Genomic DNA, 24,300 nt, shown 5'->3' with positions numbered 1-24,300 from the left:
GGAGGACATCATGATCGACCGCCCCGCCATCTGCCGCGCACCGGAGGGACTTTCCGCTGAGCCCGGCCCGCAGGATGACCGTTTCGCCGGCATCGTCCGCGACTACACGCCCGCCGATGTCGAGAAGCTGTCGGGTTCGTTTCGCGTCCGCCACACTCTCGCCGAGCGCGGCGCCGCCCGTCTTTGGCAATTGCTGAAGACCGAGCCCTACGTGCCGACGCTTGGCGCGCTCACCGGCAACCAGGCGGTGCAGCAGGTCAAGGCGGGGCTCAAGGCGATCTACCTCTCCGGCTGGCAGGTCGCGGCCGACGCCAACCAGGCGGGCGAGATGTATCCCGACCAGTCGCTCTACCCCGCCAACTCGGTGCCGCTGGTGGTGCGCCGCATCAACAACGCGCTCCGCCGCTGCGACCAGATCGCGCAGCTCGAGGGCGATCATTCGACCCATTGGATGGCGCCGATCATCGCCGACGCCGAGGCGGGCTTCGGCGGCCCGCTCAACGCCTTCGAACTCATGCGGGCGATGATCGAGGCCGGCGCCGCCGGCGTCCATTTCGAGGATCAGCTGGCGTCAGAGAAGAAATGCGGCCATCTCGGCGGCAAGGTTCTGGTGCCGACGAGCCAGCACATCCGCACGTTGAACGCCGCGCGGCTGGCCGCCGACGTGGAGGGCGTGCCGACGGTGCTGCTCTGCCGCACCGACGCCCATTCCGCGCAGCTGCTGACGGCCGATGTCGATCCGCGCGACCGCCCGTTCCTGAGCGGCGAGCGCACCTCCGAGGGCTTCTACCGGATCAAGGCGGGTGTCGGCGTGGACTATGCGATCGCCCGCAGCCTGGCCTACGCGCCCTATGCCGATCTTCTGTGGTGGGAGACGAGCGAGCCGAACCTCGAGGAGGCGGAACGCTTCGCCGATGCGATCCACCGGCAGTTCCCGGGCAAGATGCTGGCCTACAACTGCTCGCCGAGCTTCAACTGGGCCCGCAAGCTGCCGCCGGAGAAGATCGCCTACTTCCAGAAGGCGATCGGGTCGATGGGCTACAAGTACCAGTTCGTGACGCTTGCGGGCTTCCACAGCCTGAACCATTCGATGTTCTCGCTGGCGCGTGGCTATGCCGAGCGCGGGATGGCCGCCTACTCGGAGCTGCAGCAGGCCGAGTTCGCGTCGGAAGCCGACGGCTACACGGCGACGCGCCATCAGCGGGAGGTCGGCACCGGCTGGTTCGATGCGGTCGCGGTGGCGGCCTCGGGGGGTAAATCCTCGACGACCGCGATGGCCGGCAGCACAGAGACCGCGCAGTTCGAGCACGCTGCCCACGCGGCGACGGTGGTGCATCCGATGAATGATTTCTATGATGACGGGCTGGTGCATTCCCACGCCTGGGCAGCGGTCGACTGAGCTTCTGCCCGCTCCACGCAGTTTCGCCGGTGATGCGCCCGTGCGGGCGCATCACTCGCCGAAAACCAGCTGCTCCCTAACATAAAAGACATCTCGCGGATCGTGACGCCATCAATGCGGCGTGGTTACGTCGCTCCCATTTCGAAATGTGAGCGTGTCGAGCCAATGAACAGCCTGCACCCTCCGGCCGATGAGGCTGGAGTAGAGACGCCGGAGACGGGCCCGAACCCGGCATCGCTTCCAGTCGGGCCTGTCAGCCGCTACGAGGCGACTATCCTGCGGATCGCGGCTGAACGGGGCGAGGACAAGTCCTTCTGCCCGTCCGAGGTCGCACGCGCGCTGTCGGAGGACTGGCGTCCCCTGCTCAATCATGTCCGCGCTGCCGCCCGCCGCTTGGCCGAAGCCGGGCGCATCGATATCCTTCGCCACGGCAAGCCGATCGACCCGGCGGTCATCAAGGGCGTCATACGGTTGCGGCTGAAGAAGCCCTGACCGCCATGCGCGAACACAGAGTGCGAACCCACACCGTAAGCCGATAGGATCGATGATGCGCCGTGCGATGCGCCGAGTGGGGCCGGTCCTGCGGGATGCCTGGATGCTCTCCGTCCCCTATTTCCGGTCCGAGGAAAAATGGAGCGCGATCACGCTTCTGGTCGCGACGATCGCCCTGAACCTGTCGCTCGTCGGAATGACGGTGGTGCTGAACTTCTGGAACGGCGCCTTCTTCGACTCTATCCAGACGCATGACTGGCACTCCTTCATCCAGCTCATCTTTCTCTACAAGCGGACGCCGCATGGCTTCCTGCCGGGCTTCTGCAGCATTGCGGTCGTCTACATTTTCGTCGCCGTCTACGCGACCTTCCTCAGCCAATGGCTGCAGATCCGCTGGCGCCGCTGGCTGACCCGCCAATATCTCGACGACTGGATGGGCGACCGGACCTACTACCGCATGAGCCTGACCTCGCGGCCTGGCGGCGAGGGTACCGACAACCCGGATCAGCGCATCAGCGAGGACATCAACAGCTTCGTCTCGAGCACGCTGAGCCTCGGGCTCGACCTCATGTCGAACATCGTCACCCTGTTCAGCTTCCTCGGCATCCTCTGGGCGCTGTCGGGTTCCATCACCATCCTCGGCGTGACCATTCCCGGCTACATGGTCTGGGTGGCTCTCATCTACGCCGTCTGCGGCACCTGGCTGACCCACCTCATCGGCCGCCCGCTGGTGCGCCTCACCTTCAACCAGCAGCGTGTCGAAGCCGACTTCCGCTTCGCCCTCATGCGCCTGCGCGAGAATACCGAGGGCGTGGCGCTCTACAGCGGCGAGACCGAGGAGCGGGGCGAGTTGCGCACGCGGTTCACCGGCGTGGTCGAGAACTGGTGGCAGATCATGCGGCGGACCAAGAGCCTCAACATGCTGACCACCGGCTACGGCCAGGTGGCGAACATCTTCCCCATCGTCGTCGCGGCGCCGCGCTACTTCTCGGGCGCGATCGCACTCGGCGTGCTGACCCGGATCAGCGACGGCTTCGGGCAGGTGCAGTCGGCGTTGTCCTGGTTCGTCAACAGCTACGCAAGTCTGGCCTCATGGAGCGCGACCGTCGAACGTCTCGGCACCTTCAAGCGGTCGATCGACGAAGCGCGCGCCCATGCGCATGACGGGCCGCACACCCTCACCGGCGGCCAGGATGTGGTGCTCGACGATGTCACTCTGCTCCTGCCAAGTGGCAAGCCGCTGATGGAGCACGCCCAGCTGCGGCTGCGGCCGGGCGAGTCGATCGTCATCACGGGGGCCTCGGGCGCCGGCAAGTCGACGCTGTTCCGGGCTATGGCCGGCATCTGGCCCTATGGTACCGGCACCATCACGCTGCCCGCGGGCGAAAGCCTGTTCCTGCCCCAGCGGCCTTACCTTCCGCTAGGCACGCTGCGCCGTGCGGCGACCTACCCGGGGGATGCGACCACCATCTCCGAGGCCGAGCTGACGGCCACCATGACCGATTGCGGCCTTGGCCACCTCCTGCCGCAGATGGAGGAGCGCCGGAACTGGACGCAGGCCCTGTCGGGCGGGGAGCAGCAGCGGCTCGCCATCGTCCGCGCCCTGCTGCTCAAGCCCGACTGGCTGTTCCTGGACGAGGCGACAGCCAATCTCGACCCCGAGGCGGAGGCGGCGCTCTATGCCCTGCTGCGGACGCGGTTGCCCAAGACGACCCTGATCTCGATCGCCCACCGGGAATCGGTGGCGCGGCTGCACGACCGCCGTGTCGAGCTGGCCCACGGCCACATCGCAATGCCGGCAGGGCCCATACCCACGCCGGCGGAATAACAGGAGAAGCGGCTTGATCGACCTCTATTACTGGACGACGCCGAACGGGCACAAAATCACGATCTTCCTGGAGGAAGCGGGCCTGCCCTATCGCATCCATCCCATCAACATCGGGAAGGACGAGCAGTTCCAGCCGCAATTCCTCGAAATCGCGCCGAACAACAAAATCCCGGCCATCGTCGACGACGAGCCCGCCGGCGGCGGCGAGCCGATCTCGGTTTTCGAGTCCGGCGCCATATTGCTCTACCTCGCCGAGAAGACCGGCCGGTTCATACCGGCGGATCTGCGGCAGCGCGTGGTGACGCTGGAATGGCTGTTCTGGCAGGTCGGCGGTCTCGGGCCGATGGCCGGGCAGACGCACCACTTCAACAACGTTGCGCCCGAGAAAATCCCCTATGCGATGAAGCGCTTCGTCGGTGAAACGGCGCGGCTCTACGGCGTGCTCGACCGCCATCTGGCGGATCGCGAATATTTGGCGGTCGAATACACGATCGCGGATATGGCGAGCTATCCCTGGATCGTGCCGTATGAGCGCCAGGGGCAGAACCTCGACGACTTCCCCAACCTCAAGCGCTGGTTCGGCACGATGAAGGCCCGGCCTGCGGTCGCACGCGCCTACGCCAAAGCCGATGAGGTCAATCCGCCCTCTCGCTAAATCTTCGGGTCCGCGATAGTCCTGGAACGGGAACGCGCATTCGAGAAAGAGGGGAGGAACGGAATGTTTGATATGTCTGGAAAGGTCGCCATCGTGACCGGGGCGACGCAGGGGCTTGGCGCTGCCATTGCCCGTGAACTGGCGGCGCGTCATGCGGCCGGCGTCGTCATCACCGGCCGCAGCACGGAACGCGGCGAGGCGGTGGCGGCGCGGATTTTGTCCGAGACGGGCGTGCGTACGGTTTTCGTGCAGGCGGATGTGCAGGATGTGGAGTCTTGCCGGCACGTCGTGGGCGAGGCGGACCGGACGTTCGGCCGCGTCGACACCCTCGTCAATTCCGCCGGCAACACCGATCGCGGCACCATCCTCGACACTTCGCCGGAGCTTTTCGACCGCATCTTCGCGATCAACGTCCGCGGGCCTTTCTTCCTGATGCAGGAGGCCATCAAGCTGATGCGGCGGGACGGCATCGAGGGCACCATCGTCAACATCGGCTCGATGTCGGCGCTCGCCGGGCAGCCGTTCATCGCTGCGTACTCGGCCTCCAAGGGCGCCTTGGCGACGCTCACCCGCAACACCGCCTATGCTCTGTTGCGGAACCGGATCCGGGTGAATGCGCTGAACATCGGCTGGATGGCGTCCGACGGCGAGGACCGCATACAGCGCGAGTTCCACGGCGCAGACCCCGATTGGCTGGATGCCGCCGCGAGCCGGCAGCCGGCGGGACGCCTGATCGATCCCGCCGAGGTTGCGCGTGCGGTGGCCTTCCTTGCCTCGCCGGAGTCCGGGCTGATGACCGGCTCCGTCATCGAATACGACCAGTCGGTCTGGGGCGGCTACGACTCAGGCCCCTCGCCCGACGCTCCCTTGTAGAGCCGCCCCTGGCTGCGCCATCTGACGCAGCCAGGATCGAGGCCCGCAATGGTGTCGGTGCCGAGCAACCCGACCACGCGGTCGATCTCGTTCGCCAGGATATCGATTGCGCGCGCCGCCCCCGCGCCGCCGCCGGCGCCTAGTCCGTAGAGGCCGGCGCGGCCGATCAGCACCGCGTCGGCGCCCAGAAGCAGCGCCTTCACGATGTCCGACCCGCGGCGGAAGCCTCCGTCGAGCATGATGGTGAGCTGGCCCTTGAGCGCCGCCACCACCTCGGGCAGCACCTCCATGGGCGAGACGGCACCGTCGAGCTGCCGCCCGCCGTGGTTCGACAACACCACGCCGTCGACGCCGTATTGCGCCGCCCGCGTCGCGTCGGCGACGCTGTTGACGCCCTTGATGATGAGCTTGCGCGGCCAGAGGTCCCGCAGCCACGCCACATCGTCCCAGTTGAGGGAGGGGTTGTGCTGCCGCCCGAGCGGCGCGGATGCGCCACGCGCAGAGGTCATTCCCGGCGGCAGGAGTTCGGTGACGTTGGCGAGGCGTGGCGTCCCGTGAGGGATCATCACATCGAAAAGCCATCGCGGATGCATCAGCGTCTCGATCTTGTTCCGGAGATCGAGCTGCCCCGGCTTGGCAAAGTTCCGCGCGTCCCACTCCCGGTTGCCGTAAACGGAGATATCCACCGTCAGCATGAGGGCCTCGTAGCCCGCCCGCTCGGCCCGCTCGATCAGCCCGCGCGCCCAGTCACGGTCGCGGAACAGGTAGAGCTGCATCCAGAGCCGGCCGCCGGCCCGACGCGCGACCTCGTCCAGGGCCACGGTCGACACCGTGCTGAGGGTGAAGGGGATGCCCGCGCGGGCGGCAGCCGTCGCCAGCTGCACGTCGCCCTCATGCGTCATGAAGCCGTTGAACCCGGTCGGCCCGATCAGGAACGGGAAGGCGCTGTCGCGGCCGAACAACTGGATGCCGAGGCGCCGGTTCGAGACATCGACCAGCGTTCGCGGCACGAGCGCGATGTCGTCGAAGACCTCGCGGTTGCGCCTGAGCGTGACCTCCTCCTCGGCGCCGCCTTCGACATATTCCCAGGCGAAATTGGGTGCCCTGCGGCGAGCCATCTGCCGCAGGTCCTCGATCGTAAGGGCTCGCGCGACATCGCGTCCCTGGTAGCGCCGGCGTTTCATCTAAAGTCTCTCACTCGTTATTGGGCCAGAAAGCCGCCATCGACGGGCAGGATGGCGCCGGTGATGAAGGATGCCTCGTCCGAGGCCAGGAACAGGATCGCATTGGCCACCTCCGACGGTTCGCCGATGCGTCCCATCGGATGGCGGGCTATCCCCGCCTTGATGCCCTCCGGGTCCATGCGGGCGACCGGCCCGGTATTGATCGTGCCCGGAGCCACTGCATTGACGCGAATGCCGTGCCCGGCCAGTTCGACGGCGAGGTGCCTGGTGAGGCCGGAGGCCGCGAACTTGGACGGACCGTAGATGACCTGGGCCTTCTGGCCAACAACGCCCGACACCGAGGAGAGGCAGACGATCGCGCCGCCCCCCGCCTTCAGCATTTCGGCAGCGGCATACTTGCAGCTCAGGAACATGCCACGGGCGTTGACCGCCATCGTCCGGTCCCACAACTCGCCGGTGGCGCCCGGCAGGTCGGCCTCGGGGATGATCCCGGCATTGGCGACCATGATGTCCACCTGCCCATAGGCGGCCACGGCCTCGGCGATGAGGCCCCGTACGTCTTCCGGGCTGGAGACATCCCCGGCAACGCCCAGAGCGAAACCGCCGGCGACTTCAATCGTCTCCACCAGATTGTCGAGCGCCGCCTGATCCACGTCGTTGAGCGTCAACCGTGCGCCTTCCGAGGCGAAGCGGATGGCGGTTGCACGTCCGATGCCGTTCGCGGCGCCTGTGATGATCGCGGACTTGCCCTGCAGTCGGCCGCCTCCGGCCGCGGATGCCTGGCTCATGTCGCCTCCCTCCGTTATGCGGTTCTAAACTGTCTCGCTCTACCATAGGGTGGCAGGAGCCCCGCACCCAGCCCGCTTGACGCCGCTTTGCCAGGCGGGGATGGAGAAGGGGTAGCGCTACCACGTCAAGCGGATGCGGAACGGATGGCCGACGACTTCCTGTTGACCCGCGCCTTCATAGAAGCCGGCGGCATCGACGCACTGGTTGCTCAGGAAGCGCCCGATCTCCAGTGCTGGTCCGAGGCCGAGCGCGCGGCATCCCTTCATTGCTTCATGCAGAACCGGCCGCCCGGCGACGTCTGGCTCTTTGGTTACGGCTCCCTGATCTGGAACCCGACGATCCACAACACCGAGCGGCGTGTCGCCCGCATCGAGGGGTGGCACCGCGCCTTTTGCCTATCCACGCGCGCGGGCAGAGGCTCTGCCGACAACCCCGGTCTTGTCCTCGGCCTCGAACCCGGCGGTGACTGCGTCGGCGTCGCCTTGCGGATCGAGGAAGCCTCGGCGGTGGCGGAGCTGACCCTGCTCTGGCGGCGCGAGATGTTGACCGGCGCCTATGTGCCTCATTGGGTCGATCTGCTGGATGAGCACGGCGTGCGCTTCGGCATCGGTATCGCCTTCACCGTCAACCCGGAAGGTGACCACTACGCCGGCGACCTGCCCGAGGCCGAGATCGTCCGCAGGCTCGCGACCGCCGCGGGTTCTCTCGGCAGTTCCGCCGACTACCTGTTCCGCACCTGCGACGGGTTGCGCCTCCATGGCGTGGAGGATGCCGAACTCGAGCGTCTGGCCAGGGATGTCCGCGCGGAGCAGGCGAAACTCTCCGGCGGCGCGTCCGGCTGATGGACGCGGCAGCCAACCCGGCCTCCTTGGGTACGTACGACACCATCATCATCGGTGCCGGGTCGGCGGGGTGCGTGCTGGCCAACCGGCTCTCCGCCGATCCCAGCCACCGCGTGCTGCTGCTGGAGGCCGGTGGCCAGGACAACTGGATCTGGTTCCACGTGCCGGTCGGCTACCTCTTCGCCATCAACAACCCGCGCGCCGACTGGATGTTCCGGACCGAGGCGGTGCCGGGGCTCGGCGGCCGCATCCTCGCCTATCCGCGCGGCCGGGTCATCGGCGGCAGCTCCGCCATCAACGCCATGATCTACATGCGCGGGCAGGCGGCCGACTACGACGGCTGGCGGCAGCTCGGCCTCACCGGCTGGGGGTGGGACGACGTGCTGCCCTATTTCCTCAAGCACGAGGATCACATCGCGCCGCCCGGTCCGCTGCATCGTGCGGGCGGCGAGTGGCGCGTCGAGCATCCGCGCATTCATTGGCCTGTTCTGGACGTCGTCCGGGCAGCGATGGCGAGCGCCGGGATACCGCCGGTCGACGACTTCAACGGCGGCGACAACTCAGGCTCCTCCTATTTTCAGGTGAATCAGCGCCGGGGCCGCCGCTGGAGCACCGCGCGTGGCTTTTTGCGGCCGGCGCTCCACCGGCCCAATCTGAGGCTGGAAACCGGCATCCAGGCCGAACGCATCCTGTTCGAGGAGCGCCGGGCCTCCGGCGTCGTGTTGAGCCGTGGCGGCGAGCGCTTCACCGCCGACGCCCGGGCGGAGGTCATCCTGGCGGCAGGCACCGTCGGCTCGCCCGTGCTGCTGGAGCTTTCCGGCATCGGCCAGGCCGAGCGGCTGCAAGCCCTGGGCATCCCGGTGATCGCCGACCTGCCGGGCGTCGGCGAGAACCTGCAGGACCACCTGCAACTGCGGCCGGTCTTCGGCGTCTCCGGCATCCGCACCCTGAACGACGATTACGCGAAGCTTTGGAAGCGCGGGCTGATGGGGTTGCAGTACGTGCTGCAGCGGCGGGGGCCGCTGACGATGGCGCCGTCGCAACTCGGCGCCTTCGCCCGGTCATCCAGCGACTACGCCACCCCCAACCTACAGTTCCACATCCAACCGCTTTCGCTCGACAGCTTCGGCGACGCGCTGCACCGCTTTCCGGCCTTCACCGCGAGCGTCTGCAACCTGCGCCCGAGCAGCCGTGGTTCGGTCCATGCCGGAGAGATCGGACGCGACGGCGTCACCCGTCCGCGCATCCAGCCCAACTACCTGGAGACGCTGGAGGACCGGCGGGTCGCGGTCGATGCCCTGCGGCTGGTGCGCCGCATCGTGTCGCAGCCGGCGCTCGCGCCCTATAAGCCGGTGGAGGTCAAGCCGGGACCGGGGCTCGCAACCGATGCCGAACTCGAGGAGGCGGCGAGGGCGGTCGCCACCACGATCTTCCACCCGGTCGGCACGGCCAAGATGGGCCTCGACCACGATCCGATGGCCGTGGTGGATGGGCGTCTGCGGGTGCGCGGGGTGACGGGCTTACGGGTGGTCGACGCTTCCGTGATGCCGCGCATCACCTCCGGCAACACCAACTCGCCGACTATCATGATCGCCGAGAAGGCGAGCGCGATGATCCTCGCCGACCGTCACGCGTGAGGTGTGGGCGCGCCTACCAGCGCGCGTGCACATGGGGCCGGATGTCCTCGTCGTAGATCGCGCGCAGTTGCGCCATTACAGGGTCCGGCAGCGGCGGCAGATCGGCGGCGGCGGCGTTGGACTGCGCCTGCTCAGCATTGCGCGCGCCGGGTATGGCGACCGTCACCGCGTCGAACATCAGGATCCAGCGGAGCGCGAACCGCGCCATCGTGGTGTCGCCCCCCACCAGCGGACGCAGCCGCTCCACGGCGCGGAGGCCCACATCGTATGGCACGCCGGAGAAGGTCTCGCCCACATCGAAGGCCTCGCCGTTGCGGTTGAACTGCCGGTGATCGCTCTCCTCGAACTTGGAGTCCGCGCGGAACTTGCCCGAGAGCAGCCCGCTGGCGAGCGGCACGCGCGCGATGATGGCGACCTGCCGCTTCCGGGCCTCCGCGAAAAAGAGTTCAGCCGGGCGCTGGCGGAAGATGTTGAAGATGATCTGGACGCTGATGACGCCGGGAAACTCGATCGCCTTGAGCGCTTCCTCGACCCGCTCCACGCTGACGCCGTAGTCCCGGATCTTGCCCTGGGTTTTCAGCGTGTCGAGCGCCTCGAACACCTCGGGCCGGTAATAGACGTCCGTCGGCGGGCAGTGCAGCTGGACGAGATCAAGGGTGTCGACCTCGAGGTTGCGAAGGCTGCGCTCGATCCAGCCCGAGAGGTTGTCGAAGGTATAGCCCTCGACGACCTGTTTCGGCAGGCGCCGGCCAGCCTTGGTCGCGACATAGGGCCGCGTGCCGCCACGCTCCTTCAGCACGCCGGCGATCAGCCGTTCGGAATGGCCGTCGCCATAGACGTCCGCGGTGTCGATGAATGTCACCCCGGCATCGAGTGCGGCATGCAAAGCCTGCCTGGCGGCGGTGTCATCGACCTGACCCCAGCTTGCGCCGATGGCCCAGGCCCCAAACCCGATCTCGCTCACGGAGCGCCCCTCGCGCCCGAACGTGCGGTTCTGCATCTGCGCTCTCCTATCGGCGGTTGCCACGAAACCTAGTCAGGGGGCTGTTGTGAGACAACCCTGGATGACCGGCCCATCCGGCTGCGGTATGACGCACGTGACATAGCCTCAAGGATCAGCATGTTGCGCCTCTTGCCCTGCCTGCTTGCTGCCGGAACGCTGGCGTTTGCTCAGGATGCGCGAGCCCATACGGCGCTGGTCCATACGAACAGCAGCGGGACCTTCTACATCGAGGCCTCGCAGGTCGATCTGGATCATCTGCTGGCCCCGCCGCCGGCGCTGGGCTCGGCAGCGGAGACCACTGACCTGACGGCGGTCATGAACGCCGAGCGCGACCGGAACGCCGACGCGGCAGTGGCGGCGGAAGAGGACCATGAGAGAACGGTATTCCGCTTCGCGGATGTCCTGGGAGCGGGCTTCACCCCGCAGAACCTGCCCTTCGCGACGAAGTTCTTCAAGCGTGTCTATGCGGACGAGAACAAGATCGTGGAGCAGGCAAAAACGCATTTCGCGCGTCCGCGGCCGTATCAGGTGAACGCCGACCTCACGCCGATGCTCTATCCGAAAGCCACGCCCTCCTACCCCAGCGGGCACACGGCCTTCGCCTATGTCATGGCGATACTTCTGGCGAACATGGTGCCGGAGAAATCTGTACCCATCTTCGATCGGGCAGCCGAATACGGCTACAACCGCGTGGTTGCCGGCGCCCATTTTCCGACGGATGTCGAAGCCGGGCGGATCGCCGGCACGGTCATCGACAGCGTGTTCTTCCACGAACCGCGTTTCATGACCGACTTCATCCGTGCGCGCGCCGAGGTTCGCCAGGCCCTCAAGCTACCGCCGGTGCCTGGCAAGCTCTGAGACCATCCTCACGACAGGTCGTGCAGATCCTTCGCGACTGATGCCGTGACGCTGAAATCGGAAAAGGCGACCGCGAGCCCCGCGCGTTCCGGCGTGCAGCACATCGGCCCGACCATGTAGGGACCGCCCTCCGGAAACGGGCAGAGCCGGAGCAGGGGCCACCTCAAGCCATCTGCCGACGCCTGCAGGCGGAGCACGCCACGATCGATTGTTGCCCGGATCCAGAAGTCGGCGGCGTCGCCCTGGAACAGCCCGGTCGCCCAGTCGGAGCGCCCGAGCGTCAGCACGCTGCTGAGTTGCGCGGCGCCGTCCGAAAGTTCGATGCCGGCTTTGACCCAGCGCGTCTCGTCGATGAGGATCATCATCCCCGCCTGATCGTAAAGGCTCTTGTAGCCGGCGCGGATGCGCAAGGTGGCGGTAAACCCGCCGGAAACCGCAGTTCCAAAGACGTGCCCGCTGTGGCGGATGAAACCGTATTGGGTTTCGCGCCAGAAGTCGGTCGCCTCATCCGTCACCACATGAAGTGCGCCGCCGCTAACGCTCCACGTCGCCGGTTCGTTAAGCCAATGACATCGGTCGAACATGCCGCCACTCCGTTGCCTCGGGGGGCTCATAGCGAGGACGACGCGCGAATGCCATTGCGGCCCTTCTCCTAATTGCACCGTCAACGTAACGCTCACGCTCAGGCTCCCGCGCAGAGGAGCGACACCGGTTCACGCAGCAGGTCGTTCGGCACCCTGTGACGATCTGCTGAAGCTTCGGTTGACGCCGCGTTCATCGTCACGGCTTGATGCGAGCGTAACGATCAAGGATTGCGCGCGATGGCAAGGCGGAAAGTGCTTTTGGCGGGCGAGAGCTGGGTCACGTCCGCCACCCACTACAAGGGCTTCGACCAGTTCGGCAGCGTCAGCTTCCATCTGGGCGCGGAGCCTCTGGTCAAAGTCCTCAAGGACACGCCGTTCGAACTGGTCTACATGCCCTCGCATGAGGCGGCGACGAACTTCCCGTTCACCGCCGCCGGGCTCGCCGATTACGAGGCCATCATCCTGTCGGACATCGGCTCCAACACCTTCCTGCTGCCGCCGGCGGTCTGGATGCAGGGGAAGCCTATGCCGAACCGCCTCAAGGTCATTCGCGACTGGACCCGCGCCGGGGGCGGGCTGATGATGATCGGCGGCTACCTCAGCTTCCAGGGCATCGACGGTCGCGCGCGCTGGCGCGGAACCCCGGTGGAGGATGCGCTGCCGGTAACCTGCCATCCCTATGACGACCGGATCGAGGTGCCGGAAGGGTTTGTGCCGGAGATCGTGGGCGAGCCCGACAATCCGATTTTGCGTGGCCTCGGGCGGGATTGGCCGCTCCTGCTTGGCGCGAACGAGGTCATGGTGCGGAGCCGCGCCGATATCGAGGTGCTCGCCCAGTTGCCGGCGGCGGAGGGCGGCCATCCGTTGCTCGTCAGCGGGCATTACGGCCGTGGCCGAACCCTCGTCTGGACCTCCGACATCGGTCCTCACTGGGTCCCGGACAGCTTCTCGCAGTGGGAGGGCTTCGGAAAGCTCTGGATCAACGCACTGACCTGGCTGACCGGCGGCGGTTGAACGCTGCTTCCCGAGCCGCCGGCGCCTGCTCAGTAGGTGGCGCGGCCGCCCGAAACGTCGAAGACGGCACCGGTGGTGAACGAGGCTTCGGTGCTCGCCAGCCAGCAGACGAGCGATGCCACCTCATCGATCTCGCCAAAACGGCCGATTGGAATCTTCGACAGCATGAAGTCGATGTGCTGTTGCGTCATCTGGTCGAAGATGGCGGTGCGGACCGCCGCCGGCGTGACGCAGTTAACCCGGATCTCTGTCTTCGCCAGTTCCTTGCCGAGCGACTTCGTGAGCCCGATGACGCCGGCCTTGGACGCACTGTAGGCTGAGGCGTTCGGGTTGCCCTCCTTGCCGGCAACGGACGCGATGTTCACGATGCGGCCGTAACCGTTCCGGTCCATGAACGGCACGACGTATTTGTTGCAGTAAAAGATGCCGTTGAGGTTCACGTCGATCACCCGGCGCCACTCCGCCACCGGGTATTCGGCGACGGTCGTGTTCGGCCCGGTGATGCCGGCGCTGCAGACAAGCACGTCGATCTTGCCGAGCGCGGCTGCGGTCGCCGAAGCCGCCTGCGCGACCGCCTCCGCATCGCCGATGTCGAGCATGTGCGCGTGAGCGGCGCCGGATGTCGCCTGTGCCGCGTCCAGGCGGGCAGCGTCGCGGTCCCACAGGCTCACCTGTCCGCCCTCGCGAGTGATGCGCGCGGCGATCTCGAGCCCGATGCCCGCGGCGCCGCCGGTGATGACGGCCACCTGCCCCGCAAAACGATTTGGGATGGTGTGCTCGGTCATCGTCACCCTCTGATCAGGATCGCGCGGAAATCGTTGACGTTGGTCAAGGTCGGGCCGGTGACGACAAGGTCGCCCAAGGCCGTGAACACGCCGTAGCCGTCGTTATCGGCCAGCCGGTCCCGCACATCAATGCCCAAGGCGCGGGCGCGCGCGAGGGTATCGGGCGAAAGCGACGCTCCGGCGTTGTCCTCCGTGCCGTCGATGCCGTCCGTGTCGCAGGCGACCGCCCAGATGCCCGTATGGCCGTCGAGGGCGACGGCGAGGGCAAGCAAGAACTCCGCGTTGCGTCCGCCGCGCCCTTGCCCGCGCACGGTGACCGTTGTCTCGCCGCCGGAAATGAGCACGCAAGGCGGCGCCGCCGGTTGACCATGCAGCGCGCAGTGCTTCGCGATGCCCGCCATGACACGCGCGACCTCCGCCGCTTCACCCTCGATGGCGTCGCCGAGAATGACCGGCAGGATGCCCGCAGCCCGGGCCACGGCGGCCGCTGCCTCCAGCGACGCCTGCGGGCTCGCGATGACGTGCGTCTCACTGCGGTGGAAGCTCGGAGCTTGCGGCTTCGGCGTTTCCGCCCCCGGGTCCCACAGATGCGCCTCGACGGCGGCGGGCGGCGTGATGCCGTAGCGCGCCAGCACGGCGCGGGCGTCGGCGAGCGTCGTCGCATCGGGCACGGTCGGGCCGGACGCAATCACCGATGGATCGTCCCCCGGCACATCGGAGATCACGAGGGTAACGACGCGGGCCGGCGCCGCCGCTGCTGCCAGCCTGCCGCCCTTGATGGCCGAGAGATGCTTCCGCACGCAATTCATCTCGTGAATGCCGGCTCCCGAGCGCAGCAGGGCGCGGTTCACCGCTTGCTTGTCGGCGAGCGTGAGGCCGGGCGCGGGCAGCGCCAGAAGGGACGATCCGCCGCCCGAGATAAGGCAGAGCACGAGGTCCTCAGGGGTCAGTCCCCGCACCATGCCGAGGATGCGTGATGCGGCCTCTGCGCCGGCGGCGTCGGGCACCGGATGGCTGGCCTCGACCACCTCGATGCGTGGCAAGACGCCGACGCCGTGGCCGTAACGGGTAATGACGAGCCCCGAGAGCGGCGCCGATTGCGGCCAATGCGCCTCGACCGAAGCGGCCATGGTTGCCGCAGCCTTGCCCGCGCCCACGACCACGGTGCGGCCGTGGCGCGGCGGCTCCGGCAGATAGGGCGGCACGCAGGAGGCCGGGGCCGCCGCTTCGACCGCCGCCGCGAACATAGCGTGCAGCAGGTCCCGCTCAGACGTCAGCGCCACCGCCTGCCTGGGCTGGGGCGTCGGCCAGTTGCTGGGACATCATCTCGATCAGATCGCCTTCGCGAAACGGCTTCGAGCAAACCCGCCATTCCGGCCGGTCCTTGGGAACGGCGCTCTCACCGTAGCCCGAGAGGAAGAGAAACGGAATGCGGCGAGCCATCAGCGCGTTGGCCACGGGATAGACCTTGAGCCCGCCGATGTTCACGTCGAGAAGGGCCACGTCGATCTCCTCGGTCATCGCGGCCTCCACCGCGGCGGGCACGGACGCGAACGGCCCGATGATGGCGCAAGCGTGGTCGATCAGCATCTCCTCGATCAGCAGCGAGACCAGCATCTCGTCTTCCACGACCAGAACGCGAAGCCCAGTCAGCATGGGTCCCTCGGTGCTCATGCGGAAGCAGTCTCCGGGGCCATTATCCCCTGCGGGTAGAGCGGGGCTCGTAAGCGGGCACAGACGCCTGTCGGCGGGAATTCCACCTTGATTTCCGCCGACATATCTTGTTTCAGCCCACGCTCGATGAGCAGCATGCCGAAGCCATTCCCGTTCGGGCGCCCGACCGTGGGGCCACCGGTCTCGACCCAGTCGAGCACAAGGGTCTCGCCCTTGGGGTCCGTTTCGACCGACCAGTCCACGCGAACCTTGCCTTCCGGCACGGACAGGGCGCCGTATTTGATGGCATTTGTCGTGAGTTCGTGAACCGCCATGCCCAGAGCGAGAGCCGCGCGCGGCTCCAGAAGCACACGCGGGCCGGTGGCGACGATGTTGCTACCGTCGCCCACCAGGAAGGGGCGAAACTCCTCCATGAGGATGTCGCGTAGCGCCACCGTCTGCCAGGACTCGCTGCTGAGCAGGGAATAGGCAGCCGTGAGGGCGTGGATGCGGCCGAGAAAGGTTTCCGAGAACGCCTCCAGTGTCGGCGACCGCCGCAAGGTCTGTGTCGCCAGCGAGATCACCACGGTCAGCATGTTCTTGACGCGGTGGTTGAGTTCATCGACGAGCAGACGCTGATGCTCTTCCGCCTTGACGATGCTTGTGACGTCCACAAACGTCATCACCGCGCCATCCACCGTGCTGTCCGGTGTGCGGTAGGGTTGCGCACGCATCAGATAGTGCATGGAGCCGTCATCGCGCGTCACGCGGCGTTCCAGCGGTTCCAGCGTGTTGAGCACGCTCTGCACATCCTCCCGCACGCCCGTATAGCGCAGCCGGCTGACGATGTCGGTCAGCGGGCGGCCCTGGTCGCTCGGGATCAGGTTGTAGATATTGGCGACCGCCGGGGTGAAGCCACGCACGATGAGGAAGCGGTCCAGGAAAATCGTCGCGACCTCGGTGCTCTCGAACAGGTTCTTGAGATCCATGTTCTTCCGGTCAAGCTCGTCGAGCTTGACCGAGAGCTGGGTATTGACCGTCTGCAGCTCTTCATTGATCGACTGGATTTCTTCCTTCGAGGTTTCCAGTTCCTCATTGGTCGACTGCAGCTCTTCATTGACCGAATGCAGCTCTTCGTTGGAGCTGCGCAATTCTTCGAGCGCGGTCTCGTGCTCCTCGGTGATCGCCTGCAGCTGCTCCCGCACGTCGCGGAGTTCCGACTCAAGCCGCTGGTCGATGGTGCCAGGTGGCTCGGCGCGTCCATCGGCGTCCGTGCGATCGGATGGCTGGGCGGCCTCCAGGAAGACGACGAGGTAGAGCGTGCTGGCGCCTTGCTCGAACAGGGGATCCACCGCGAGCGTGATGTGCCGGTGGCCTTCGCCCGGGATTGACACGGGTACGTGCGGCAGCTCGACGCTGCGCCCGCTCTCCACCGCCTGCTTCAGTGCGCCGCGGAGATGCAGCCTGAGGCCGCCCCGCGCCATGTCGAAGGCGTTCTGGCTGGGCACGCCCGGCGGTGGCTCGAGGAAGCGTCCGATGCGGCTCGAATACTGGGCGATGAGGCCGTCGGCGCCGACCACGACGAAGGCTGGCCCGAAGCGCTCGAGCACCCGCGCATTGGCGCGGTTCGCCGATCTCAGGTTGCCACGGCGGACCGGCGACGAACCCGCCGGCGCATCCGAGGAGATTTGCAGTTCGCGTGGAAGGGTGCGGCTATGCATCTGGAGCGGTGGGCTCGGCGTGTTGCGGCGCCGAAAGATCCGGTGCGGTCTGTCCAGAGCCTCGAACAGGGTCTCGTGCCGGGAGACGGTCTCGGCACTCCCGAGCAGCAGGATCCCGTCGGGCACAAGGGCGTAGTGAAACGCGGGAATGATGGCCGACTGCAGATCGCTGTCGAGGTAGATGAGCAGGTTGCGGCAGGAGATGAGGTCGATGCGCGAGAACGGCGGGTCGCGCGTCAGGCTGTGGGCGGAGAAGGTGCAGAGTTCCCGCACCTGCTTTTTCACGGTGTAGGCGCCGTCGCCGCTCATCACGAAGAACCGCTCCAGGTGAGCGGGCGAGATCGCGCTCATCAGGGCCGAGGGATAGCGGCCGGCCCGCGCGGTGGTGATGGCGGCTTCGTCGATATCGGTCGCGAACACCTGGATGCGCGGCGCTGGAGCGGGCAACTGTCCGGCATACTCCGCGAGCAGGATCGCGATGGAGTACGCTTCCTCGCCGGTCGCGCAGCCTGGCACCCACACACGGACATTGCTATCCGCGCTTTTGCCCTGGAACAGCCGGGGCACGACGATCTGGCGCAAGGTTTCGAATGTCTCGGCATCCCGGAAAAAGCTGGTGACGCCGATGAGCAGGTCGCGGAACAGCATCAGCACTTCTGAGCGGTCGCGTTCCAGGCGCTGGATGTAGGCGTCGGTTTCCCCCAGCCCGACGACCTGCTTGCGACGCTGCACCCGGCGCATGAAGGTCTTGTCCTTGTAGCCGGCGAAGTCGTGGCCGAGATCCCGGGTCAGGATGGCGCAGATGGCGAGCCGTTCGGCATCATTGATCAGTCCCGACGATCCGGCCAGCTCCGCTTCCTGCCGCCTTACCTTCTGTGCCGCGATGATATGCCGGGGCATGTCCTCGGCGGAGGCGACGATGTCCACCGCCCCGGTGGCGATGGCGCTATCGGGCATGCCGCCATGCAGAGGCGAACTGCCGTCGGTGCCTTGCGCGAGGGTCAGGCCGCCGCAGGTCTTGATCGCCTTGAGCCCGAGGGCGCCGTCGCTTCCGGTGCCCGAGAGAATGACGCCGATCGCGTCCTCGTGCAGCGCCTGCGCGAGGCTGTCGAAAAAGACGCTGATGGGGATGGGTTCGGGCGGTTCGTCCTTGGCCGGTTGATGCAGGTGAAGTTTGCCGTCGCGAAAGGTCACGATCGACCCTGCCTGAGGCACGTAGACGGTATCGGCTTCCAGTGCGCATCCGTCGGCGGCTTCGACGATCGGCATACTCGTCCACCGGCTGAGGATCTCCGGCAGCAGGCTTTTGCGGTTGGCGGGCAGGTGCAGGACAACGACGAATGCCAACCCGCTATGCGCCGGCATCATCTCGAAGAACTTACGGAATGCTTCGATGCCTCCTGCCGAAGCGCCGATGCCGACGATCGGTACGGGTCTGATCCGATTATCGGTCACATGTCCGTCCAAAGGTTGCTCTACTTCTAGATGGCATTAAGCCAAAGACATCAAGTGGAAGCGTCACGATTGTGAGCGGTGACCTTGCCACTTCGTCCGGTGACCCGGTCCTGACGGCCTACACCGCTGCAAGTCGGATCTCGTTAAGGCGCCTGAAGGGCATCCCATCCCATGATCGTGATGCGAGCGCAGCACAAGGAACTAGCCGCCCGATCCAGTTTTCCTTCCTGAGCCAGAACCTCGAGAACAAAGTTATAGTTTTGCACCAAGATAATTTTGACGTTACCCTTATCAACTTTGATAGATACACGAGCGTAGATGGCCGCATGGTGAGTGGAGGGAATGAGCGAGAGTAGCATCTGGGATTATTTCGTTACGGGAAATTTGGTCACGTCGGCGCTCCACTCGCTGGCCTTGTCGCGTCCCGTCTTTGTCCGAGGCGACATCCCCATCTGTCCGTCGAAAGACTCCCTCGAGAACTACTCGCGTCACGGATGGAATGCGGGAGCCGACATTTCAGATGCAGATGAGCACTCCGGACGGCGCCATCCGGGGCTGGGTTAACTACAACAACCTGGTGAACTGAGCCCCGGACCCGCTCAGGCTAGCCGGCGCTCGGCGCCAGCATATCCTCCGGCCGCACCCAGGCGTCGAACTGCTCTTCCGTCACGAAACCCAGCGCAAGCGCCGCCTGCTTGAGGCTGCTGTCCTCACGATGCGCCTTCAGCGCGATCTGGGCTGACTTCTCGTAGCCGATGTGCCGGTTCAACGCCGTCACCAGCATCAGCGAACTTTCCAGATTGTGCTTCAGGCGCGGATAGTTGGGCTCGATCCCTTGCGCGCAATGGGTGTCGAAGGCCCGGATCGACTGGCTCATCAACGTGATCGACTCCAGCACGTTGTGCAGCATCACGGGCTTGTACACGTTGAGCTGGAAGTTGCCCTGGCTGGCCGCGAAGCCGACCGCGGCGTCGTTGCCATACACCTGCACTGCGACCATCGTCATGGACTCGCACTGGGTCGGGTTGATCTTGCCCGGCATGATGGAGGAGCCGGGCTCGTTTTCGGGGATGTGGATTTCCCCCAAGCCCGCGCGCGGGCCGCTCGCATGCCAGCGCACGTCGTTCGCGATTTTGAGCAGCGCACCCGCCAGCGTGCGAAGCGTGGCGCTCGCATGCGCCAGCGCGTCATGAGCCGACAAAGCTGCAAACTTGTTCGGTGCTGAAACAAACGCGTGGCCGGTCGCCACGGCGATATAGCGCGCCGCAGTGTCGCCGAACCTGGGATGGGCGTTGAGCCCGGTGCCCACCGCGGTGCCCCCGATCGCGAGCTCGAGCAGCCATGGGATCGCGGCCTCGATGGCGCGGGCGCATTCGGCGAGTTGCGCGACCCAGCCCGAGATCGCCTGCCCGAGCGACACCGGCGTTGCATCCTGCAGATGGGTGCGCCCGATCATGATGACGTCGGCGAAGGCCTTCGCCTTGGCGTCGAGCGTCGCGCGCAGCACCTCGATCGACGGGAGCAGCGTGTTCGACAACTCCTCGACCGCGGCGATGTACATCGCCGTCGGGAAGGTGTCGTTGGAGGACTGGCCGCGATTCACATCGTCGTTGGGGTTGATCGGCTTCTTCGAGCCGAGCACGCCGCCGGCGATCTGGATTGCCCGGTTGGCGATGACCTCGTTGGCGTTCATATTGCTTTGGGTCCCGGAGCCGGTCTGGAAGACGACGAGCGGGAACTCGTGGTCCCATTTGCCCTCGATGACCTCCTCCGCCGCCTGGACGATGAGCGCCACCTTCTCGGGCGGCAACTCGCCCAGCTCGCCATTCGCCTGAGCAGCGGCCTTCTTCAGGATGCCGAGCGCCCGGATCACGGGACGGGTCCAGATGAAGCGGCCGCTGCCGATGGGGAAGTTATGGATGGAGCGTTCCGTCTGGGCGCCCCACAACCGGTCGCTGGGGACCGGCACGTCCCCCAGCGCGTCGTGTTCTATCCGGAATCCGGTCGCCGGCATCGTCTCTGTCATCGTCCGTTCCTTTGGATCGAGGGCTCGTTTCTACAGGGAAGGGCCGCCTGTGTCCCCCAGCGCCTGCCGGAGGATGCCGCCATTGCGGAAGAGAAGAGCTTCGGCGGCGGCGCGATCAAGCTCCCTCAGGATCATGAGGCTGGCGAGTTTCGTGCTGCCGCCTGCATGGTCGAGCGCGGCGGCCGCGGCCGCGGGATCGCATCCGGTCAGCTCGGCCACCATCCGCCGCGCCCGTGCCAGCAGCTTGGCGTTGGTCGGCCGCATCTCGATCATCCGGCCGGCATGGATCCGGCCCAGGCGGATCATGATGAGGGTCGAGAGCAAGGTCAGCGCAGCCTTCTGCGCCGTTCCCGCCTTCATGCGGGTGGAACCGGCGATAGCCTCGGCGCCGGTGTCGATCAGGATCGCGTGTTCGGCGGCGGCCACCAATGGGGCGCCCGGGCTGTTTAGGATGGCGATCGTCAGCACGCCGAGCGCGCGGGCGCTTTCCACCGCGGTGACGGTGAAGGGCGTGCCGCCGCTCGCCGCGAGCGCGACCAGCACATCCCCCGAACCCGCCTGCAACTCCGCCAAGGCGACGTCGGCGGCGCCAGTGTCGTCCTCGGCCCCCTCGGCGGCACGAAGCAGGCTTGCCGTGCCCCCGGCGATAAGCAACGCGGTTCGCTCATGCGGCCAATCGAAGGTCGGCGGCAATTCGGCGGCGTCGAGTGCCGCGAGCCTGCCGGAGGTGCCCGCGCCGGCGTAGATCAGCCGTCCGGCCTCGCTCGCGAGCCGGGCGGCGGCGGCATCGGCGGCGGCGGCGAGCGCCGGCAGCGCCGGGCGCAAGGCGGCGACGGCGGCCATCTGCCCCTCCCACAGAGCCTCCGCCGCCTCGGCGCTGTCCCACAGGTCGAGGTCCCGGTAGCGGGCGCTCACCTCTTCGGTACGGGGCAAGGGCATGGAACGGGTCATGTGCCCCCATGACGACAGCAAGGCTTCTGCGTCAAGGCAGTACAGCGCTTAACCGGCCTCCTAGCCAATTTGCTGCAGGTGCGTATGCTAGCGTCTCGCCTGAAGAGGAACCTCAGCGCATGGTAGCCCGCATTATCACCGTGGATCCTTTCGACATCATCGTCTTCGGCGGCTCCGGCGATCTCTCTCGCCGGAAGCTCCTGCCCGCGCTGTACCAGCGCGACCGCAGCGGCCAGCTGCCTGCCGAGGCGCGGATCATCGGAACCTCCCGCCGCCACATGTCCGATGAAGAATTCAGGGATATGGCGCGCGACGCCATCCAGAGTTTCGTTTCGACCAGCGACATCGACGAGGAGGTTCTGGAGCAATTCATCGCCCGCGTCGGCTACGTGCCGATGGATGCCACGGGCTCCGACGGCTGGAGCGACCTCGCCGCCAAGCTGAGTGACGCCCCCGACCGGATCCGGGTGTTCTATCTGGCCACGGCGCCCGACATCTTCGGGCCCATCTGCGCCCAGATCAGCGCCCATGGGCTCGCATCGCCCAAGAGCCGGGTGGTGATCGAGAAGCCGGTCGGCAAGGATCTGGAATCGGCCCAGGCCCTCAACGACGCCGTCGGCAAGATTTTCCCGGAGAGCAGCATCTATCGCATCGACCACTACCTGGGGAAGGAGACGGTGCAGAACCTGATGGCGCTGCGCTTCGCCAATTCCCTGTTCGAGCCGATCTGGAACTCCAAATACGTGGATCACGTGCAGATCACCGTGGCGGAGGATCTGGGGCTCGAAACGCGCGCCGGCTACTACGACACGGCTGGCGCCATGCGGGACATGATGCAGAACCATATCCTGCAGCTCCTGTGCCTGACCGCCATGGAAGTGCCGACCTCCCTCGATGCCGACCGCGTGCGCGACGAAAAGCTGAAGGTGCTGAAGTCGCTGAAGCCGATGTCGACGGCGCAGGTCGCGGCGATGACGGTGCGCGGCCAGTATACGGCCGGCGCCTCCACCAAGGGGCCGGTGCGCGGCTACCTCGAGGAGTTGGAGCGCCCCACCAGCATGACCGAGACCTTCGTCGCCCTGAAGGCCGAGGTGAGCAACTGGCGCTGGGCGGGCGTGCCCTTCTACCTGCGGACGGGCAAGCGGCTGCCGAGCCGGGTGTCGGAGATCGTGGTGCAGTTCCGCGGCATTCCGCATTCGGTATTCGAAGAAGCGGCGGGCACGCTGCAGGCAAACCGGCTGGTCGTTCGCGTGCAGCCGGATGAGGGCGTTCGCCTGTGGCTGATGATCAAGGATCCCGGGCCGGGAGGCATGCGCCTGCAGTACGTGCCGCTGGATATGAGCTTCGCCAAGGCCTTCTCGGTTCGAAATCCGGATGCGTATGAGCGGCTCATCATGGATGTGGTACGGGGCAACCAGACCTTGTTCATGCGCCGCGACGAGGTCGAGGCGGCCTGGAGCTGGATCGACCCCATTCAGGATGCCTGGGCGGCCACGAACGAGCCGCCAAAACCCTACCGGGCGGGAACCTGGGGTCCATCCTCGGCGATTGCTCTGCTGGAGCGCGACGGCCGCACCTGGCACGAGGAATAGCCGCACGCAATGGCTGCGCCGGGTATCGCTACGCCCGGCGCGCCTTTCCTGACGGCCCCAAGCTTCATGGCATGGTCATGCGCCGCGTCGCCCGATGACGGCTGCCGGGGCGCGTTGTGTTGTCACTGGACGCTTCCGGCGTTCCCGCAGACATCTCTCGCGGCAATCGGGTATGCCGGGGAGCCGCTTGGAGGCGCTAACGACGCTGCCTCTATGAATTAATCCAAAAGCTGAAAAAGTTGAGCCAGCTGCTTCACTTGACTCACTTTCGCCTTCCTTTTGAGCGTATAGCATCATTGGGCTAGCCCATCTACGCTTTACGATCTCGGGAGGAACTCAGATGCTGAGAAATTTGGGCCGGGCGCTTTGCCTGCCCATGCTGCTAAGTCTCGCCACGTGCAAACCGCCGCCGCCTCCTGTGCATGTGGTTCAGTTCGCCCCGCCGCCCCCGACGAAGCCGACGGATCGGCCGCCGATCTGCGCGCGCCCCGAGGAGGTCGATGCGTCTCACACGATCGGCCTGCAGACGCAGCTTATGCAGATCGCTCTGTCCTGCGGTGACGACGACAAATACGATACCTTCGTCCGAAAGTTCCAGCCGGAACTCAGGCAGCAGCGGGACGTTCTAGGTTCATTCTTCACGCGCGCCTACGGCCGCACCAGGTCGCAAAGCGCCTACGACGAATACATCACCCAGCTTGCGGATGCGGAGTCGACCTACAATCTGGCTTCGGGCGTCCAATTCTGCAGCCTGAGCAAGCCGACGTTGGACCAGGCGATCTCGCTTTCATCGCCCGATGACCTCAACAAGTTCATCGCCAAGGTGCCTGTGCAGCAATCGACGGACTTCGAGACCTGCGGAACACCCGGAGCGCCCCCCGCGGCGGTTGAAGCAAAGCCGCTCAAGTACCACCGGTTCCGGCATCATTACAAAAAACACGACTGAGATCCGAGGACGG

General features: G+C 66.2%; 21 protein-coding genes. 11 read left to right on the top strand and 10 right to left on the bottom strand.

Features of this window, described 5'->3' with window-relative positions; all coding sequences use genetic code 11:
- The first annotated feature begins 10 nt into the window (after positions 1–10).
- From aceA to ACOEQ1_RS14790, 5 genes are all read left to right on the top strand, one after another.
- Positions 11–1,399, top strand: coding sequence for an isocitrate lyase (aceA, locus tag ACOEQ1_RS14810; RefSeq protein WP_419760009.1), 1,389 nt, complete (start codon positions 11–13; stop codon positions 1,397–1,399).
- Positions 1,400–1,564: 165 nt separating this feature from the next.
- A complete protein-coding gene (locus tag ACOEQ1_RS14805) occupies positions 1,565–1,891 on the top strand; it encodes a DUF3253 domain-containing protein (protein WP_419760008.1) in 327 nt (108 codons plus the stop codon).
- 55 nt (positions 1,892–1,946) lie between these two features.
- Entirely contained in the window at positions 1,947–3,719 is a 1,773-nt protein-coding gene (locus ACOEQ1_RS14800) for an ABC transporter ATP-binding protein/permease (RefSeq protein ID WP_419760007.1), read from the top strand.
- A gap of 13 nt (positions 3,720–3,732) precedes the next feature.
- Positions 3,733–4,374, top strand: a complete 642-nt coding sequence (locus tag ACOEQ1_RS14795; RefSeq protein WP_419760006.1) for a glutathione S-transferase N-terminal domain-containing protein — start codon at positions 3,733–3,735, stop codon at positions 4,372–4,374.
- A 63-nt stretch (positions 4,375–4,437) separates the two neighbouring features.
- Positions 4,438–5,247, top strand: coding sequence for an SDR family oxidoreductase (locus ACOEQ1_RS14790; protein WP_419760005.1), 810 nt, complete (start codon positions 4,438–4,440; stop codon positions 5,245–5,247).
- On the opposite strand, the gene ACOEQ1_RS14785 is transcribed toward ACOEQ1_RS14790, so the two are convergent.
- Together ACOEQ1_RS14785 and ACOEQ1_RS14780 are read right to left on the bottom strand one after the other, a co-directional pair.
- Positions 5,211–6,431, bottom strand: a complete 1,221-nt coding sequence (locus ACOEQ1_RS14785; protein WP_419760004.1) for an alpha-hydroxy acid oxidase — start codon at positions 6,429–6,431, stop codon at positions 5,211–5,213. The genes ACOEQ1_RS14790 and ACOEQ1_RS14785 overlap by 37 nt on opposite strands.
- A gap of 17 nt (positions 6,432–6,448) precedes the next feature.
- Positions 6,449–7,219: an SDR family NAD(P)-dependent oxidoreductase gene (locus ACOEQ1_RS14780; RefSeq protein WP_419760003.1), complete on the bottom strand. Its 771-nt coding sequence runs from the start codon at positions 7,217–7,219 to the stop codon at positions 6,449–6,451.
- Between the two features lie 144 nt (positions 7,220–7,363).
- Between ACOEQ1_RS14780 and ACOEQ1_RS14775 the strand changes: the two genes are divergently transcribed.
- Positions 7,364–8,062: a gamma-glutamylcyclotransferase gene (locus tag ACOEQ1_RS14775; RefSeq protein ID WP_419760002.1), complete on the top strand. Its 699-nt coding sequence runs from the start codon at positions 7,364–7,366 to the stop codon at positions 8,060–8,062.
- Positions 8,062–9,699, top strand: coding sequence for a GMC family oxidoreductase (locus tag ACOEQ1_RS14770; RefSeq protein ID WP_419760001.1), 1,638 nt, complete (start codon positions 8,062–8,064; stop codon positions 9,697–9,699). The genes ACOEQ1_RS14775 and ACOEQ1_RS14770 overlap by 1 nt, the downstream gene beginning before the upstream one ends.
- 13 nt (positions 9,700–9,712) lie before the next feature.
- Here the strand turns inward: ACOEQ1_RS14770 and ACOEQ1_RS14765 are convergent, their stop codons facing one another.
- A complete protein-coding gene (locus tag ACOEQ1_RS14765; RefSeq protein ID WP_419760000.1) occupies positions 9,713–10,699 on the bottom strand; it encodes an aldo/keto reductase in 987 nt (328 codons plus the stop codon).
- Positions 10,700–10,819: 120 nt separating this feature from the next.
- Between ACOEQ1_RS14765 and ACOEQ1_RS14760 the strand changes: the two genes are divergently transcribed.
- Positions 10,820–11,560, top strand: a complete 741-nt coding sequence (locus tag ACOEQ1_RS14760; RefSeq protein ID WP_419759999.1) for an acid phosphatase — start codon at positions 10,820–10,822, stop codon at positions 11,558–11,560.
- Between the two features lie 8 nt (positions 11,561–11,568).
- Here the strand turns inward: ACOEQ1_RS14760 and ACOEQ1_RS14755 are convergent, their stop codons facing one another.
- Positions 11,569–12,144 carry a DUF1349 domain-containing protein gene (locus ACOEQ1_RS14755; protein WP_419759998.1) on the bottom strand — a complete coding sequence of 192 codons (576 nt, stop codon included), beginning with the start codon at positions 12,142–12,144 and terminating at the stop codon, positions 11,569–11,571.
- A 237-nt stretch (positions 12,145–12,381) separates the two neighbouring features.
- Here ACOEQ1_RS14755 and ACOEQ1_RS14750 point away from each other — a divergent pair, with 237 nt between their 5' ends.
- A complete protein-coding gene (locus tag ACOEQ1_RS14750; RefSeq protein ID WP_419759997.1) occupies positions 12,382–13,158 on the top strand; it encodes a glutamine amidotransferase in 777 nt (258 codons plus the stop codon).
- A 29-nt stretch (positions 13,159–13,187) separates the two neighbouring features.
- Here ACOEQ1_RS14750 and ACOEQ1_RS14745 read toward each other — a convergent pair whose 3' ends face one another.
- From ACOEQ1_RS14745 to ACOEQ1_RS14720, 6 genes are all read right to left on the bottom strand, one after another.
- Positions 13,188–13,943: an SDR family NAD(P)-dependent oxidoreductase gene (locus tag ACOEQ1_RS14745; protein ID WP_419759996.1), complete on the bottom strand. Its 756-nt coding sequence runs from the start codon at positions 13,941–13,943 to the stop codon at positions 13,188–13,190.
- Positions 13,944–13,945: 2 nt separating this feature from the next.
- Positions 13,946–15,190: a glycerate kinase type-2 family protein gene (locus ACOEQ1_RS14740; RefSeq protein WP_419760705.1), complete on the bottom strand. Its 1,245-nt coding sequence runs from the start codon at positions 15,188–15,190 to the stop codon at positions 13,946–13,948.
- Positions 15,191–15,209: 19 nt separating this feature from the next.
- Complete coding sequence (locus ACOEQ1_RS14735) at positions 15,210–15,617, bottom strand: response regulator (RefSeq protein ID WP_419759995.1); 408 nt, start codon at positions 15,615–15,617, stop codon at positions 15,210–15,212.
- Positions 15,614–18,772 carry a CheR family methyltransferase gene (locus ACOEQ1_RS14730; RefSeq protein WP_419759994.1) on the bottom strand — a complete coding sequence of 1,053 codons (3,159 nt, stop codon included), beginning with the start codon at positions 18,770–18,772 and terminating at the stop codon, positions 15,614–15,616. Before ACOEQ1_RS14730 ends, ACOEQ1_RS14735 begins: the two co-directional genes overlap by 4 nt.
- 604 nt (positions 18,773–19,376) lie before the next feature.
- Positions 19,377–20,798, bottom strand: coding sequence for a class II fumarate hydratase (gene fumC, locus ACOEQ1_RS14725; protein WP_419759993.1), 1,422 nt, complete (start codon positions 20,796–20,798; stop codon positions 19,377–19,379).
- A gap of 30 nt (positions 20,799–20,828) precedes the next feature.
- Positions 20,829–21,737: an N-acetylmuramic acid 6-phosphate etherase gene (locus tag ACOEQ1_RS14720; RefSeq protein WP_419759992.1), complete on the bottom strand. Its 909-nt coding sequence runs from the start codon at positions 21,735–21,737 to the stop codon at positions 20,829–20,831.
- A 131-nt stretch (positions 21,738–21,868) separates the two neighbouring features.
- Between ACOEQ1_RS14720 and zwf the strand changes: the two genes are divergently transcribed.
- Positions 21,869–23,341, top strand: coding sequence for a glucose-6-phosphate dehydrogenase (zwf, locus tag ACOEQ1_RS14715; RefSeq protein WP_419759991.1), 1,473 nt, complete (start codon positions 21,869–21,871; stop codon positions 23,339–23,341).
- Between the two features lie 340 nt (positions 23,342–23,681).
- Positions 23,682–24,287 carry a hypothetical protein gene (locus ACOEQ1_RS14710; RefSeq protein ID WP_419759990.1) on the top strand — a complete coding sequence of 202 codons (606 nt, stop codon included), beginning with the start codon at positions 23,682–23,684 and terminating at the stop codon, positions 24,285–24,287.
- The last annotated feature ends 13 nt before the right edge of the window (positions 24,288–24,300 follow it).

Source organism: Acidisoma sp., assembly GCF_965199065.1.
In the GTDB taxonomy this organism is placed as follows: domain Bacteria; phylum Pseudomonadota; class Alphaproteobacteria; order Acetobacterales; family Acetobacteraceae; genus Acidisoma.
Note: the sequence above shows the minus strand (reverse complement) of the source record. Positions and strands in the feature narration are given on the sequence as shown.